At 62.9% G+C, this 15,695-nt stretch carries 17 protein-coding genes; 2 read left to right on the forward strand and 15 right to left on the reverse strand.

All coding sequences use genetic code 11. The features are described from left to right. Positions 1–81: 81 nt before the first annotated feature. Positions 82–264, forward strand: coding sequence for a NepR family anti-sigma factor (locus tag ACSQ8R_RS15180; RefSeq protein ID WP_210009995.1), 183 nt, complete (start codon positions 82–84; stop codon positions 262–264). Continuing rightward, positions 261–827 (forward strand): RNA polymerase sigma factor, encoded by a 567-nt coding sequence (locus ACSQ8R_RS15185; protein WP_436254138.1) that lies wholly within the window; start codon positions 261–263, stop codon positions 825–827. Before ACSQ8R_RS15180 ends, ACSQ8R_RS15185 begins: the two co-directional genes overlap by 4 nt. A gap of 33 nt (positions 828–860) precedes the next feature. On the opposite strand, the gene ACSQ8R_RS15190 is transcribed toward ACSQ8R_RS15185, so the two are convergent. The 15 genes from ACSQ8R_RS15190 to ACSQ8R_RS15260 form a co-directional block, all read right to left on the reverse strand. Further along, positions 861–1,172, reverse strand: coding sequence for a hypothetical protein (locus ACSQ8R_RS15190; RefSeq protein WP_436254139.1), 312 nt, complete (start codon positions 1,170–1,172; stop codon positions 861–863). Between the two features lie 240 nt (positions 1,173–1,412). Beyond that, positions 1,413–1,868, reverse strand: a complete 456-nt coding sequence (locus ACSQ8R_RS15195) for a hypothetical protein (RefSeq protein ID WP_436254140.1) — start codon at positions 1,866–1,868, stop codon at positions 1,413–1,415. Continuing rightward, entirely contained in the window at positions 1,868–2,215 is a 348-nt protein-coding gene (locus ACSQ8R_RS15200; protein WP_436254141.1) for a DUF883 family protein, read from the reverse strand. Before ACSQ8R_RS15200 ends, ACSQ8R_RS15195 begins: the two co-directional genes overlap by 1 nt. A 210-nt stretch (positions 2,216–2,425) precedes the next feature. Continuing rightward, positions 2,426–3,820, reverse strand: a complete 1,395-nt coding sequence (locus ACSQ8R_RS15205) for an amidase (protein ID WP_436254142.1) — start codon at positions 3,818–3,820, stop codon at positions 2,426–2,428. Between the two features lie 21 nt (positions 3,821–3,841). Next, positions 3,842–4,660, reverse strand: a complete 819-nt coding sequence (locus ACSQ8R_RS15210) for an ABC transporter permease (protein WP_436254143.1) — start codon at positions 4,658–4,660, stop codon at positions 3,842–3,844. Continuing rightward, positions 4,657–5,607: an ABC transporter permease gene (locus ACSQ8R_RS15215; protein ID WP_436254144.1), complete on the reverse strand. Its 951-nt coding sequence runs from the start codon at positions 5,605–5,607 to the stop codon at positions 4,657–4,659. The genes ACSQ8R_RS15210 and ACSQ8R_RS15215 overlap by 4 nt, the downstream gene beginning before the upstream one ends. Positions 5,608–5,877: 270 nt before the next feature. Beyond that, positions 5,878–7,398, reverse strand: coding sequence for an ABC transporter substrate-binding protein (locus ACSQ8R_RS15220; RefSeq protein ID WP_436254145.1), 1,521 nt, complete (start codon positions 7,396–7,398; stop codon positions 5,878–5,880). A gap of 152 nt (positions 7,399–7,550) precedes the next feature. After that, positions 7,551–8,480, reverse strand: coding sequence for a LysR family transcriptional regulator (locus ACSQ8R_RS15225; protein ID WP_436254146.1), 930 nt, complete (start codon positions 8,478–8,480; stop codon positions 7,551–7,553). Between the two features lie 81 nt (positions 8,481–8,561). After that, the gene (locus ACSQ8R_RS15230) at positions 8,562–9,311 is read right to left on the reverse strand and encodes an ABC transporter ATP-binding protein (protein WP_436254147.1); all 750 of its coding nucleotides are present in this window, start codon (positions 9,309–9,311) and stop codon (positions 8,562–8,564) included. Beyond that, on the reverse strand, positions 9,308–10,147 hold the full coding sequence (locus tag ACSQ8R_RS15235; RefSeq protein ID WP_436255484.1) for an ABC transporter ATP-binding protein: 840 nt from the start codon (positions 10,145–10,147) through the stop codon (positions 9,308–9,310). Before ACSQ8R_RS15235 ends, ACSQ8R_RS15230 begins: the two co-directional genes overlap by 4 nt. Before the next feature lie 2 nt (positions 10,148–10,149). Further along, positions 10,150–11,094 carry an ABC transporter permease gene (locus ACSQ8R_RS15240; protein WP_436254148.1) on the reverse strand — a complete coding sequence of 315 codons (945 nt, stop codon included), beginning with the start codon at positions 11,092–11,094 and terminating at the stop codon, positions 10,150–10,152. Next, positions 11,091–12,095, reverse strand: a complete 1,005-nt coding sequence (locus ACSQ8R_RS15245) for an ABC transporter permease (protein ID WP_436254149.1) — start codon at positions 12,093–12,095, stop codon at positions 11,091–11,093. Before ACSQ8R_RS15245 ends, ACSQ8R_RS15240 begins: the two co-directional genes overlap by 4 nt. Positions 12,096–12,175: 80 nt before the next feature. Then, a complete protein-coding gene (locus ACSQ8R_RS15250) occupies positions 12,176–13,819 on the reverse strand; it encodes an ABC transporter substrate-binding protein (RefSeq protein WP_436254150.1) in 1,644 nt (547 codons plus the stop codon). Positions 13,820–13,868: 49 nt separating this feature from the next. Continuing rightward, the gene (locus tag ACSQ8R_RS15255) at positions 13,869–14,918 is read right to left on the reverse strand and encodes a dipeptidase (RefSeq protein WP_436255485.1); all 1,050 of its coding nucleotides are present in this window, start codon (positions 14,916–14,918) and stop codon (positions 13,869–13,871) included. Positions 14,919–15,010: 92 nt separating this feature from the next. After that, positions 15,011–15,688 carry a phosphoribosyltransferase gene (locus ACSQ8R_RS15260; RefSeq protein WP_436254151.1) on the reverse strand — a complete coding sequence of 226 codons (678 nt, stop codon included), beginning with the start codon at positions 15,686–15,688 and terminating at the stop codon, positions 15,011–15,013. Between the last annotated feature and the right edge of the window lie 7 nt (positions 15,689–15,695).

The following is a 15,695-nucleotide window of genomic DNA, read 5'->3' on the forward strand; positions in this document are numbered from 1 at the left end:
TGCCGCCAGGAATTCTTCTGCCCGACGATATCGCAACAGGCTGCCCGCGTGATGAGTGACGACAACAGAAAAAAAGAAGAGATGACAGAAATCCAATCCCACGAAGTCCGACCCGGAGCGGTGCCGCCGAATGCATCCATTTCCCGTAAGTTACGGGACTTCTACGACGCGGTACAGGAAGAAGGGATTCCGGATCGTTTTCTCGATCTTCTCGAGCGCCTGGAGCAGGCGGAGAAGAATGCCAAGCCGGTGAACGCGAAATGAGCAAGGAAGACGAGATCGACGATCGCGGCTTCAAGCGCGACCTTCTTGCGTCGCTGCCCAACCTGCGTGCATTCGCCGTATCCCTGACGGGCCGGCACGACAAGGCGGACGACCTTGTGCAGGATACGATCATGAAAGCCTGGGCAAACCAGACCAGCTTCACCGCCGGCACCAATATGCGGGCCTGGCTGTTCACCATCCTGCGCAACGAATTCTACAGCCAGATGCGCAAGCGCGGACGCGAGGTGCAGGATAGCGACGGCCTGTTCAGCGAGCGGTTCTCGGTGCATCCGGAACAATATGGTCGGCTTGACCTTCAGGATTTCCGCAAGGCTCTCGACAAGCTGCCCGACGATCAGCGCGAAGCGATCATCCTCGTCGGTGCTGCCGGTTTCGCCTATGAGGAAGCCGCGACGATCTGCGGCTGCGCCGTCGGCACCATCAAGAGCCGTGTTTCCCGCGCCCGCACCCGACTCCAGGAGCTGCTTGGCGTCTCCGGCGAGGGCGATTACGGCCCGGACGCAGGCGACGCGGCGATCACGTCGCGCGCATTCGGCAGCTGATCCAGTCCAAACCCCAAACTCGCAAAACGCCGCTCACAGCCGAGCGGCGTTTTTGACGGCCTCGACGAGGTGGTGGTCGTTGAACGGTTTGGCGACGACCGTCACTCCGTCCCAGCCCTCCACACCATCCATATCCGCGACACTGAGCGTGGTGAAAACCAGTCCCGCCCCGCAGGTCCTCAATCGAAGCGCGGCATCCTCGCTCTCCCGAGGGATCAGGGCCGAATCGATGACCACGACGTCGAAGCGGCCGTCCTCCAGATCCCTTGCATATGTGCGCGGCGTTGCGATCTTGATTTCGCAGGAGAACGCCTCGGCAAGCACGGTCTCCACTTCCATGGCCACCAGAAATTCCCGATCGACAACCAGTATTCGCAACAACAAGGCCCGCCCAAATTTCGACAACGAAATTCGGCTAGATCATCGAGTGACCCTGTCGTCATTTACAAAAGACACAGCGCGGCCACAAACAGCCTACTATTGTTCGCGGGAGCCGATTTAGTCGGAGACGCCCTGGCGGGTCGCGGAACGGTCGCCCGCACAAGGCAGGCGACCGCTGTCGTAGCCGTAAGACAAGACCCGCTTTTACTCGGCCGGATCGGAATAATCTCGGCTCGAAGCGCCCATGGTTTTGGTCGCGAGGAAGCCGAGACCGCCAACCACCGCAGCGAGCAGCAGCGGGCGGGATTTGACGAGCAGCGGCAATGCCGTCAGAGCTGCCGTCATCATAAGCGCCTTGGAACTGTTGGCGGCTGCGGCTTCCCGTTTACGGCGCTGTTCGGCACCGTTGGCGATCACGGCACACAGATACACCACGAACGCCAGCACAAGCGCGCCGCCGGCGACTGCCAGCAACGCCATTGGTGGCCCCCATATGCTGGCGAGATAGACTGCAAGCGCCGCCACCACCAACCCATAGGCGGTCAGCAGGAAAAGCAGCACGAGAGCGTAGAGAACGGCATTTCGTTTGAGCCTGCGCGTGAACGCCGCGACATCCATCGCGGCGAGCGAAGCCAACAGGGGACCAAGTCCTGCCATCATCAGCGGCGCGTCAGCAGCGCGAAGAGGAAGCCGACGCCGGCGGCGATGGCGACGGCCTGGATAGGGTTGGCGCGGATCTGACGTTCCAGGTCCCTTTCCATCGACAGTGCCTGATCGCGGGCGGCTTCCACCATCTGCATCGAGGCGTCGGCGGCGTCGTTGGCAACACGACGAGCCTTGCCCTTGTATTCGCTGGCCTTCTCGGTTCCGACCGCGGCAACGCTGCGGCTAAGCGCGGCGATATCGTCACGGAGCTGCTGGATCTGGGCTTCGACATCCTTGCTGGCGGAGGAATTCTGGCCTGTACCGTTGCGGGCGAAGTCGGTCGTGGGGTTGGCTGCGGGCATATCGATCTCCTGTTTTGCGAACCTTAGAGGATGCGCGCCGCGGAAGGCTTTGCGCAGAATCAAACGGCGTCGGAAACGTGAAACGGATCGGGTTTCCCGAGCGAGCGGCACAGGTTCCACGGTTCGTTGCCGCCGTTGAACGCTGCAAGGGCGTGATTGTTCCCCGGTACGATCGCACCGAAGCGGAAATCGCCCGAAAGGTTTGGAAACTCAGGCGCCCGGCGGCTCCGGCCAGGCGGAGATGCCGCCGGTCCATTGTTCGAAGGCCCTGGAGAGTTTCAGCACGAGCAGATCGTCGTAGCGCGGGCCGACGATCTGCAGGCCGATCGGCATACCGGATTTCGAGAAACCGCAGTTGATCGACGAGGCCGGCTGTTCCGACATGTTCCACGGCACCGTAAAGCCGATATGTTCGAAAGGTTTGGCGGGATCGTTGGTCGGCGAGGCCCATTCCGCCGGATAGGAAACGATCGGATTGGTCGGCGAAATCACCGCATCGACGGTGGTGAACAGCTTTCCGCAGGCCTTGCGCATCTCGATCGTCTGGTTGAAGCCGCGCACAGCCTCGACGCCGGAAATGTAAGTGCCGCCTTCCGCCCATTGATAGATATAGGGCAGGATCAGCGCCCGCCGCTCCTCCGGCATCTTCTCGATGTCGCCCCAGAACCGCGAACGCCAGAAATTGTCGAGACCATCGAGCATGACGCGGGTCATGACCGGTTCGACCGGAATGACGATGGCGCCCGCCTCCTCGAAACGTCTGGCGGCGGCCACGACCGCATCGCGGACCTCCTTATCGACGGCAAGGCCGATACCGGCGTCGAGCATCAGGCCGATCTTCAGCCCCCTGACGTCGATATCGAAATCCAGCCAGTCGAAATCGTTCGGCGGCAGCGAGGTCCCGTCACGCCAGTCGGGCCGCGACAGCGTTGCCATGGAATAGGCGGCATCCTCGACCGTACGCGTCATCGGCCCGGCGCAACGCCCGACATAATAGGGGTCGATCGGGATGCGGCCCTGGCTCGGCTTGAAGCCGAACAAACCGGTCCAGCCGGCCGGCAGGCGTACGGAGCCGCCGATATCGGTGCCGATATGCAGGGGGCCGAAACCGGCCGCACCGGCCGCCGACGCGCCGGCGCTCGATCCGCCGGGGTTCTGGGTGAGGTCCCAAGGGTTGCGGCTCAGGTGATGGAAGCTCGACAGGCCGGAGGAGAGCATGCCGTAATCCGGGCAGGTGGTCTTGGCAAAAATCACCGCGCCGTCCTCCCGCATCCGCGCGGCAATCGGCGCATCCTCGGCGGCGGGCGTGAGTTCGACCGCCGCCGTGCCGAGCGGCACCGGCTGGCCCTTGGTGGCGATCAGCTCCTTCAGCGTCACCGGGATGCCGTCGAGGCCCCCAAGCGTCGCGCCTCTCGTCCATCGGTCGGTGGAGGCGGCGGCCTGCGCCCGCGCGCTGTCCGGATCGTAGAGGTAGAGCGCCTGCACATGCGGCTCGAAGGCGGCGATACGATCCTCTACCGCCAGCCAGTATTCCGAGGGCGAGAGCTTCTTGGCCGAATAGAGATCGAGCAGGTCACGGATCGTCAATTTCAAGAGGTCATTCATGGCAATATCTTCGTTTCGAAATCAGGAATTGTCGCGGGGATCGAGGAGGTCGCGCAGGCCGTCGCCGAGCATGTTGAGGCCAAGCACGGCGAGCGCGATCGCCAGCCCCGGCATCAGCGCGAGCCACGGCGCCTGGCCGAGGAAGGTTTGCGCGTCGGCCAGCATCCGTCCCCAGGTCGGCGTCGGCGGCGGCATGCCGAGACCGAGGAAGGAAAGGCCCGCTTCGGTCAGGATCGCGAGGCCGAGCTGGATCGTCACCTGCACGATGATCTGGTTGGAAATGTTCGGCAGCACATGCACGAGGGTGATCTTCAACCTTGGCCGGCCCATGCTGACGGCGGCGGTGACATAGTCCCGCGTCCAGATCTGCAGGGCCGCACCCAGGCTCAGCCGCGCGAACACCGGCACCATGAAGGTGCCGATGGCGATGATCGCCGTGAACCGGCCCGATCCGATGAAGGCGCCGAGCATCATCGCCGACAGGATCGGCGGAAGCGCGAAGATGATGTCGCAGCCGCGCATGACGATGAGTTCCAGCCAACCTCGCCGCATGGCGACGACGACACCAATGGCCGTGCCGACGCTTGCGCCGAGAAGCACGGCGAGGATGGAGGTCGACAGCGAATTCCAGGCGCCGACCATCAGCATCGAGGCAACGTCGCGGCCGAACTGGTCGGTGCCGAGGAGGCCGAAATCGAGTGGTGCCTTCAGCTTGTGGACGATGTTCATCTTGGTCGGCGGAAACGGCGTCCAGACCAGGGACAGCAGCGCCACCGCAAACAAAGCGAGCGTGATGACGAGCCCGATAAGGAAGACCGGACGGCGTAGAGCTTTGGTCATTGGGCGCCTGCCCTGAGGCGCGGATCGACCACCAGATAGGCGAGATCGACCAGGAAATTCATCAGGATCACCAGGGCGGAGAAGAACAGCACGACATCCTGCATGACGATGATATCGCGCTGGGAAAGCGCTTGATAGGCGAGCCGGCCAAGACCGGGCAGGTTGAAGACATTCTCGACCAGCACCGCGCCGGCGATCAGGAAGGTGAATTGCATGCCGAGCATGGTGAAGACCGGCACCAGCGCATTCGGCACCGCGTGCCGCCAGAGAGCGACCCCTTCGCTCAGGCCCTTGGCCCGGGCGGTGCGGACAAAATCCTCATTCATCACTTCCAGCACCGCGGCGCGGGCCACGCGGGTCAATACGCCGGCCTGCGGCAAGGCGAGCGCCACCGCCGGCAGGAGGAGCGCCTTTAGGCCAGCAAGAAGCCCCGCGTCCCAGCCGGGAAATCCGCCGGCCGGCATCCAGCCAAGCATGGTCGAGAACAGGATGATCAGCAGCAGCCCGACCCAGAAGGCCGGCACCGCAATGCTGATATAGGAGAACAGGCCGGCTGCGAAATCGAAGACGTCGTTGTGCTTGCGCGCCGCCTGGACACCGAGGGGAATGGCGATCGTCACCGAGAGAAAGATAGCGATCAGCGCCAGCGGCAGGGTCACGGCGAGCCGTTCGCCGATCAGCCCCGCGACCGGCACGCCATAGGTATAGGACTGCCCGAGATCGCCCCGGAACACGCCGGCGAGCCAGGCGAGGTAACGCACCGGCAGCGGCTGGTCGAGGCCCAACTGTTTCTGCAGCGCCGCGAGCGTCTCCGGGCTCGCCGAGGTCCCGAGCATGATCGCCGCCGGATCGCCGGGCAGCAGGTCCATGACCGTGAAGATCAGCAGCGAGACGACGAGCAGCGTGACTGCGAGACTTAAGGTTCGGCGGATGAGGATGGAGATCATCGGGAGACCTCCTCTCCGGCGCTTGCAGCGTGCCGGAAACATTGCCGTATACAGGGAACTCGCCGCGGGTAAGCCCCTGCCCCTTGTGGGGAGGGGTTGGGGAGGGGTTTTTCACCGCGCGCGAAAACCCCTCCCGCCTGCCGGCCACCCTCCCCACAAGGGGGAGGGTTAAGGGTGCCGCGCCGTCTCATCTCTGATATGCGAATGCCCTCTTCCTCAAAAGAAGGGAAAGCTGCCGCGCGCACCCTACTCCAATTCATCGTTTGGACTTCACTCTTCCCAATGAACGTCGGTGAGCACGTTCGAGGGGATCGGTTCGTTTTCCCAAAGACCCTTCACCTTGCCGTCCCACACGCCGAGCTTCGGCATGACGAACAGGAACAGCGACGGCACGTCATTGGCGAGGATGGTCTGCGCTTCTGCGTAGAGCTTTTCCTGCTCGGCGGCATCGGAGGTCATCTCGACCTTTTTCAGCACGTCGTTGAAGGCCGGGTTCTTGTAATTGAAGTAGTAGGGATCGCGGGAATAGATGTCGATGTCCATCGGCTCCGCGTGGGCGACGATGGTCATGTCGTAGTCGGCGGCCTTCAGCACGTCGGCCACCCACTTTGCGGGGAATTCGGTGGTCTCGATGTTCATCGTCACCCCGATTTCCGCAAACATCGCCTGCAGTACCTGCGACGTGCGCTGCGCATAGGCCATCTGCGGCGCCTTGATGGTGAAGGTGAAGCCGTTCGGGAAGCCTGCTTCGGCCAGCAGCGCCTTCGCCTTGGCGGCATCGTAAGGATAGACGCCGGTCAGGTCCTTGTAGCCGCGGTCGTTGGGCGTGTAGTGGCTGCCGATCGGCGTGCCGAAACCGGACCATGCGCCCTCGACGACGGTGGCGCGATCGACGGCCATCATCAGGGCCTGGCGGACCTTCTTGTCGCTGAACGGCTTGCGGGTATTGTTCATGCCGGCAACGACCTTGAGCTCGGTATTGCCGATCACCGTCGTCAGCCGCTTGTCGCCCTCGAACGACTTGATCAGTTCAGGCGCCCCAAATTCCGGGAAGGCATCGACGTCGCCGGCCTTCAGCGCCGCTGCCTGGGCCTGCGGGTCGCTGATGAAGCGGAAGGCGGCGGTATCGAGCTTCAGCGAGACGGCCTTGTTCCAATAGTCGGCATTCTTGGCGAGATCGACCTTGGAACCCTTCGACCAGCTGACGAACTTGAAAGGGCCGGTGCCGATCGGGGTCGTCTTGTTGTCGGCGGCCGATTTCGGCTCGACGATCGTCGAGGACGGCCAGCCGAGCCAGTAGAGCAGGCTGCCGGCCGGCTGCTTGAGCTTCAGGACAAGCGTCGAGGCATCCGGCGTCTCGACCGTGTCGATTGAGGCGAAATAGCGCTTCTGCGGGTTGACCGAGTCGGCGCCACGGGCGCGGTCGATCGAGAACTTGGCAACCGAACTGTCGAAGGCGACGCCGTTGTGGAACTTGACGCCCTGGCGGAGCTTGAACGTGTAGGTCAGGCCGTCGGGCGAGATCTGCCAGCTTTCGGCGAGCTGCGGCTTGATCTTGCCGTCCTTGTCGATCGTCGTCAGACCTTCGAAAATGTTCTGCCAGGTCACCTGGCCGATTGCAACCGGTGCGGCAACCGTCGGATCGAGCCCGGCCGGCTCGATTGCCATGCCGACTGTGATCGCGGTCTTCGCCGCCGCCTCGGCGCCCGTCTGGCCCAAAAGCAGGCCCGTGCTCATCGCAAGGCCAAAAGCTGCACTCTTCAATATGGTAGCAGAGCCCGAAAGCGTCATTCCGCCCATCCGTTATCCCCTTTTTTGGAACGAGACCCGCCTGATCGGCACCTGCGGGATCGTCGATTGCCAAAAGTGTGTCATTTCGCAGGTGCACACACAATGCAGAATTTTGTGTTCTCTGTGTAGCCGAAAACGCTACACCAGCACATTTAAGCCGACGCTCTTTTGGGCGCGGATTTGCGGGCGTCGGCACCGCGCATGAAGCGCTCGATGAAATCGACGAGCTTGCCCGCCGCGAACGAGAGCTGGCGGTCCGGCGCGACGCAGAGATCGATCGGCGTGCGCACCGCCTTGCCGGCGGTGAGTGGCACCGCGGCGAGTTGGCCGGCATCGATTTCCCGCTGCACCGCAAGCGCCGGCAAAAGCGTCACCGCCGCGCGACGTAAAACCAGCTCCTTCAGCATTTCCAGCGAGCCCGTGACGAAAACCGGATCGAGCTCCAGCCCGTCCTTGGTGAACAGCTCCTCGAAGGCCTGCCGTGCCCCGAAATTCTTGTCCGGCAGCGCGAGCGGCATGCGGACGAGGTCGCGCAAAGCCAGTTCACTTGCGCCGGCGGACGGATGATCGGCCGCCATGATGACGTCATAGGTGATCTCGGAGCGCAGCCGCACCTTCACCCCGGATATCTTTGGCGCAAACAGCGTCACGACCAGATCGGCCTCGGCGGCGGCGAGCGCCTCCACAGCCTCGCGGGCGCTGGTGATCGCCACCTCGAAACGCAGCTTCGGATAACGAAGGCTGAATTCGGCGAGCACCGGCGCGATCAGGTTGGCGACCGTCGCACCGTTGGCATAGATCACCACCTTGCCGCGCTGCAGGCCCTGCAGGTCGTCGATCAGCTGGTGGACATGTTCGAGTTCGCGCAGCGTCCGCCCTGCCCGCGCCGCCAGCAACTCGCCGGCAGCGGTCAGCTTGATGCCGCGATTGCTGCGCTCGACGAGCGGCGTGCCGAAATAATGTTCGAGATTTTCGATCTGCCGGGAGACTGCGGTCGCCGCGACGTTGAGGTTCTCGGCTGCCGCCCGCATCGAATTGGTGCGGACCAGTTCGTCGAAATACATAAGCGCCCGAAGCTGCATGCGATCCTGCCGGCTGAAGCATGTCGCCCGAAAGCGGGGACCGGTTTCGGGATAACGACATGCGGAATATCAAGGCACCCGTCAGCCTCGGCGGAAACCTTCGCTGGCGACGAGCAGTTGGCGGGTATAATCGGCGGAAAACTCGCGGCTTTCCAGTGCTTTCCGCGGCACGGTCTCGACCACCTTGCCGTTTTTCATCACCGCCAGCCGTTCGCACATATGGCTGATGACGCCCAGATCGTGGCTGACCATCACGAAGGTGAGGTTGCGGTCACGGCGCGCCTGTTCGAGCAGGTTCAGGATTTCCGCCTGGATCGAGGCGTCCAGCGCCGAGGTCGGCTCGTCGAGAAGCAGGATCTTCGGCTCCACGATCAGCGCCCGGGCGATCGCGATACGCTGTCGCTGGCCGCCGGACAGCTGGTGCGAATAACGGAACCGGAAACCTGATCCGAGGCCCACTTCGTCGAGCGCACGGTTGATACGCGTCTCGATATCGGTGAAGCCGTGGATGACCAGCGGTTCCAGCAGCAGCCGATCGACCGTCTGGCGCGGATGCAGCGAGCCATAGGGGTCCTGGAACACCATCTGGACGGTGCGGTAGAACTCCTTGTCGCGCTTGCGGCCGGAATAGGGGCGACCGTTGACACTGAGCGTGCCCTGATCGAACGAGACAAGACCGGAGACCGCACGCAAAAGGGTCGATTTACCGGAGCCGGATTCCCCGACGATTCCGAAGGATTCGCCGGTACCGATATCGAAGCTGACATGGTCGAGTGCTGCAAACTCATCATATATGACGACCATGTCGCGGATGGAGAGAGCCGATGTCATAGCGCCCACTCCGGCTTGCGGTCGAGCACGGGCAGCGGATGCCGGTCCGAACCGATGGTCGGCAGGCAGTTCAAGAGCCCGCGCGTGTAGGGATGCTGCGCATCGGCCAGATTGGCGGCCGGCAGTTCCTCGACGATCCGGCCGGCATACATGACGATGACGCGGTCGCAGAAGGAGGAGACGAGCCGCAGGTCATGGGAGATGAAGATCAGCCCCATGCCGCGGTCGGCCACCAGCTTGTCGAGAATATCCAGCACTTCGAGCTGCACGGTGACGTCGAGCGCCGAGGTCGGTTCGTCGGCAATCAAGAGTTCCGGGCCGCAGACCAGCATCATGGCGATCATCGCCCGCTGGCCCATGCCGCCGGACACCTCGTGCGGATAAAGCGAGAAGACGCGTTCCGGATCGTTGATCTGCACGGCCTCCAGCATCGCGAGCGCCCGGGCCCTGGCCGCCGAGGTCGAGATCCGCTCATGCGTCTTCAGCGTCTCGACGATCTGCCGGCCGATGGTCATCACCGGGTTCAGCGAATATTTCGGGTCCTGCAGGATCATCGCCACCTGCTTGCCGCGCAGGTGCCGCCGCTCGCGGGCCGGCATGGTGAGCAGGTCCCGGTCGCCGAAGGCGAGCTTGCGGGCCGTGATCTTCGCGTGCCCAGGGGTGAGGCCCATGATCGCGCGGCCGGTCTGCGACTTGCCGGAACCGGATTCACCGACGATGCCGAGCCGCTCGCGGCCGAGCGCAAAGGACACGCCACGCACCGCCTGTACGTCGCCGGTGCGGGTCGGAAAGGTGACGCGCAGATCCTCCACCGTCAGAAGCGGTTTCCCTGACATCGTCATTGCCCCGCCTCCTTGGGATCGAGCGCATCGCGCAACCCATCGCCGAGCAGGTTGAAGCCGAGGCTGACGATCAGGATCGCGACACCCGGCATGGCGGCGACCCACCACTGGTCGAGGATGAAGCGGCGGCCGGATGCGATCATCGCCCCCCATTCGGGAAGCGGCGGCTGGGCGCCGAGGCCGAGGAAACCAAGGCCTGCGGCGGTGAGGATGATGCCGGCCATGTCGAGCGTCACACGCACGATCAGCGACGACATGCAGAGCGGCATGACGTGGCGCAGCACGATGCGGAAGGGCGAAGCGCCCATCAGCCTCACCGCCGAGATGAATTCCGAATTGCGGAAGGTCATCGTCTCGGCACGGGCAATACGCGCATAGGGCGGCCAGGAGGTAACCGCGATCGCCAGGATCGCATTCTCGATGCCGGGGCCGAGGGCGGCCACCAGCGCCAGCGCCAGCACCAGTTTCGGAAAGGCAAGAAAAATATCGGTGATCCGCATCAGCACCGCATCGATCCAGCCGCCTGCATAACCGGAGACCGTCCCGACGATCAGACCGATCGGCGCGGCGATGATCGCCACCAGCACCACGACGAGCAGCGTCAGCCGCGAGCCATGGATGAGGCGCGAGAGAATGTCGCGGCCCTGGTCGTCGGTGCCGAGCAGATAGCCCGCCGTGCCGGGGGGCAACAGGCGTGCGTTACGCAAGTCTCCCTGCACCGGATTATGGGGTGCCAGCATATCGGCGAAGGCCGCGACGAACAGCAGGAGGATGAGGATGACAAGGCCGAGGAGGGCAAGCCGGTTTTCGGCAAACCGGCGCCAGATCACATAGGCCCGGCCAAGTTGAGCCTGACGGCGCGAAGCGGGCCGATCGGACAGCAGCCATTCCCGGCTATAGGGCTTCGGGGTCTCTCCCAGGGCTATTGAGGGCCGGCTCATCGGTTTCGCGTCCTGGGGTCAAGCGTCCGATACAGAAGATCGGAGAAGAGATTGATGCTGATGAAAACCACGCCGATGGCAATCGTACCGCCGAGCACCGCATTCATATCGGCATTCTGCAGCGAGTTGGTGATGTAGAGGCCGAGCCCCGGCCAGGAAAAGATCGTTTCCGTCAGCACCGAGCCCTCGAGCAGACCCGCATAGGACAACGCGATGACCGTCACCAGCGGCACCGCCGCATTGCGCAACGCGTGGAACCAGATGATCCGCGTCTCCGACAGGCCTTTGGCCCGCCCCGCCACCACATATTCCTGCGCCAGTTCGTTCAGCATGAAGGAGCGGGTCATGCGGCTGATATAGGCGAGCGAGAAATAGCCGAGCAGCGAGCCCGGCAGGATGATGTGACGGAACAGATCCCAGGCAACATCCCACTGGCCCTGCCAGATGGCATCCAGAAGGTAGAAGCCGGTGATCGGCGTGAACGTGTATTCGTAGACGATATCGATGCGGCCCGGATAGGCGACCCAGTTGAGGCGCGCATAAAAGAGCACCAGCGACAGCAGGCCCAGCCAGAAGATCGGCACGGAATAACCGATCAGGCCGATCACGCGAACGATCTGGTCGGCGATGCTTCCTCGCTTGACCGCCGCCAGCACCCCGAGCGGCACACCGATAAACGCGCCGATGATCGTGCCGATCGTGGCAAGTTCGATCGTTGCCGGAAACACCCGCGCGATATCGGCCATCACAGGATTGGTCGTCAGCACCGAGGTACCGAAATCGCCCGTCACGGCCTGTTTGAGATAGACCCAGAACTGCTGGTAGAGCGGCAGGTTGAGGCCTAGCTCTTCGCGCACCCTCTCCACCACATGCGCCGGCGCCCGGTCGCCGACGATAGCGAGTGCCGGATCGATCGGCACGACGCGGCCGATAAAGAAGGTGACGGCCAGGAGGCCAAGAAATGTGGTGGCCGCGGTCACGATGAACCGCAGCAATACCATTGTTGTAGACGATGCACGGCGCCGTCTGCGCCGTGTCGCGGATGTCGTATCGATCAAGGTCAAGGAAGCGGCCTTTCAGGCTATTCCTTCGACACCGTATAGACGAAGTTCGTATCGAAGCTCGGGCCAAGCTTGAAGTTCTTGAGCTTGGCCGAATAACCAGCCGCTTCCGTCTGCTGGAAGATCAGCACGAAGGGGCTCTGCGCCAGAACCTTCCGCTGCAGGTCTTCGTAGATGGCCGCACGCTTGCCGGCATCCTTTTCGAGCAGCGCACCCTTGGCGGCGTCCGAGAGATCCTTCGGAACATCCCAGGCATTGCGCCAGGCAAGCGTCTTGGTCTTGCCCCCGTCCGAATTGTCGGGGTTGATCGTGAAGGTCTCGGCATTCGAGTTCGGATCGAAATAATCCGAACCCCACTGGCCGATATAGATGTCATGCGTGCGGGCACGGAACTTGGTCAGCGTCTGCTTGCCATCGCCAGGGATGATCTCGAGCTTGATACCGGCTTGCGCCAGCGTCTGCTGCACGCTTTCGGCAATACCGGTCACTGGCTGGTTATTGCGCACATCCATGGTCACGGTGAAGCCGTCCTTGAGGCCTGCTTTTGCCAGCAACTCCTTGGCCTTGGCGACGTCCAGCTTGTAGGGATTCTCGTTCAGCGCGCCGAGCTGGCCCTTGGGAAGGAAAGTCTGGTGGATCTCGCCGATCCCCTTAATCAGCGTCGCACCGATCGCGTCGTAGTCGACAAGATACTTGAAGGCTTCAGCCACTTCCGGCTTGGCCAGGTTCTTGTTCTTCTGGTTGAGGCTGAAGTAATAGACCGTGCCCTTGGGTGCCGAAATAAGCTGGATGCCGTTCTTCTTCTGCACCGCATCGAGATCGCCCGGCTCCAGGTTGCGGGCAACGTCGATATCGCCGTTTTCAAGCGCCAGGCGCTGGCCCGAGCTTTCCTTCATGTGGCGGTAGATAACCCGCTTCAGCTTCGGCTTTTCGCCGTAGTAGTTGGGGTTGGCCTCCATGATGACGGCCTCGTTTGCGCGCCAGGCCATCGTCTTGTAGGGCCCGGAGCCGGCATAGCCGGTCTTCATCCATTCATTGCCGAAATCCGTGTCGTATTTGTAGTCTGCATTCGGCGTTACCTTCTTTGCATGTTCCATCACGACCTTCTTGTCGACGACGGAAGCGACCGTGGCGGTCAGCACGTTCAGCACGAAGGTCGGAGCATAGGGCTTGTCGACAGTGAATACGAAGGTCGCGTCGTCGGTGGCCTTGGCCTTGTCTGCGACATTGTCGCCCGTCAGGCCAAACTGGGTGAGCAGGAAGGCCGGCGATTTGTCGAGCTTGACCGCACGCTCGAAGGAATAGGCAACATCGGCGGCGGTGATCGGATTGCCGGATGCGAATTTCAGGCCGGATTTCAGCTTGAACGTGTAGGTGAGGCCGTCGCCGGACGTCGTCCAGCTCTCGGCGAGGTCGCCGATCACCTTGGATGTATCGGCCGGGTCCAGCATGACGAGCTTGCTGTAGCAATTGGCCGTGATTTCGGCGGTCGACAATTCGAACGCTTCGCCCGGATCGATCGTGATGATGTCGTCGATCGCAAAGCCTTCGACGAGCGTATCGGCCGGCGTCGCGGCAAAGGCCTGGGGTGCCGCAGACAGCAGCAGCCCGAGTGCCGCGCTGGTGGATAGCACCCGAAGGCTCTTGTTGAGCGAATGGATCATGGTTCTATATTCCCCTGTTTTTGTTCGTTCGACCTTTGGAAAAGAAGCCCTATTCGTGCCAGGCCTTCCCCAAAACTCTTAGCCAGTTTTCCTGGCATAGCTTTTTCAGCTCTGCGTCAGCGTAGCCCGCTCGCCTGAGCGCCGCAACCAGATTTTGATTGCCCGCAGCGTCATGTATTTCCTGCGGAATCGAGGCGCCGTCGAAGTCCGAGCCGAGCGCTACATGGTCGATGCCCATGCGGCCTACCATGTAGTCGATATGGCGCACCATGTCCGAAAGCGGGGTGGCGACATTGTCGCGGCCGTCGGGGCGCAGCATGGTCACGGCATAGTTGAGGCCGACGAGGCCGTCGCTTTCCTTGACGGCATCGAGCTGCTTATCGGTAAGGTTGCGGGCAACCGGCGTCAGCACATGCGCGTTCGAATGGCTGGCGATCAGCGGCTGGTCGGAGGTCTTGGCCACATCCCAGAAGCCCTTCTCGGTGATGTGGGCGAGATCGATCAGGATGCCGAGCCTGTTGCAGGCCCTGATCAGTTCGAAGCCGTGGTCGGTGAGGCCGGGGCCGGTATCGGGGGACATCGGATAGGCGAACGGCACACCGTGGCCGAAAATGTTGTGGCGGCTCCAGACCGGACCGAGCGAACGCAGGCCGGCGGCGTAGAAGACCTCGAGATTGTCGAGATCGGGATCGATCGCCTCGCAGCCTTCCATATGCATGACGGCGGCGAAGATGCCGTCCTCCATCGCCTTGCGGATGTCCGCGGTCGAGCGGCAGAGCCTCCAGGCTCCGGCGCGATCGAGGCGCAGCGCGATCGACGCTTTTTCGAGAGCGATTGTCAGGGACGGAAGGTAGTCGAGGGGAGCGGACAGCGGCGTGACGTAATGGCCGTTGTGATCCGGCTCTTTCAGAACCAGTTCGCCCGACGGGATGTAGATGGCGCAGAGACCGCCGGCGAGACCGCCGGCCTTGGCGCGCGGCCCGTCGATATGGCCGTTCGGCGTGCCGTTTGCGAATTCGGCAATCGGATCGCCGCCCGCCCTCATGTTCCGCCAGAGCCGCAGGAGCACGTCGTTATGGCCGTCGAACACCAGTTCCATGAAGTCCATTCCCGATTGTCTTGTGAAAGTTCCAAGGTGAGCAATGCGCCGATCCTAGCCAGCCCCTCCTCTTTCGCAAGCCGGAAAACGCGTCAGGCCGTCCAGCTCCCCTCGCCCGCTTTTTTCAGCATCGGGGTTCTGAAAACACCGGCGACGCGCGGGCGCCACTCCGGGCCGAAGGCATCGAGCCTGTCGTGCCAGCGCTCCGATTGCAGCATGGCGGCGCCGATGACGACCGGCTCGATGCCGAGCGAAGTCATCAGCGTCAGGCCGGAAACGATCGATGTGCCGCTGGAAATCACGTCGTCGATCAGCGCGACGCGCTTACCCTGGACAAGCGGCAGCATGCGCGGGTCGATATAAAGCCGCTTCTGCTGTTCCGGCGTGGTGATCGAGGAAAGCGGCACCGAGAGGCTTTCGTCGTACCAGAACTTTCGCGAGGTCCCGAGCGGGACATAGCGCGTGTAGCCGAGCGCACGGGCGACGGCGGCGGCAAGCGTCAGGCCCAAAGTGGGCAGGCCGACGATCACTTCCGGGCGGAAGGCCGCAAGCTTGGGGGCAAGGTCTGCGGCAAGCGCATCCTGCACGTCGAAACTCGCCTGGTTGATGATCAGGGAGGCGAGCGCATGCTCTCCGTCGGCGAGCGGCCGGATCGGCAGCCGGATCTGGCGGCCGTCGTCCAGTGTCGCGGGGAAGAAGCCGGAAAACGGCCCGGCCCGATCGAACGAACCCGCCGGATGGACGTCCTGCCAGAAATCATGCGGCTGCATGCGCGTT

The organism is Neorhizobium sp. LjRoot104 (genome assembly GCF_964253725.1).
Taxonomy (GTDB): domain Bacteria; phylum Pseudomonadota; class Alphaproteobacteria; order Rhizobiales; family Rhizobiaceae; genus Neorhizobium.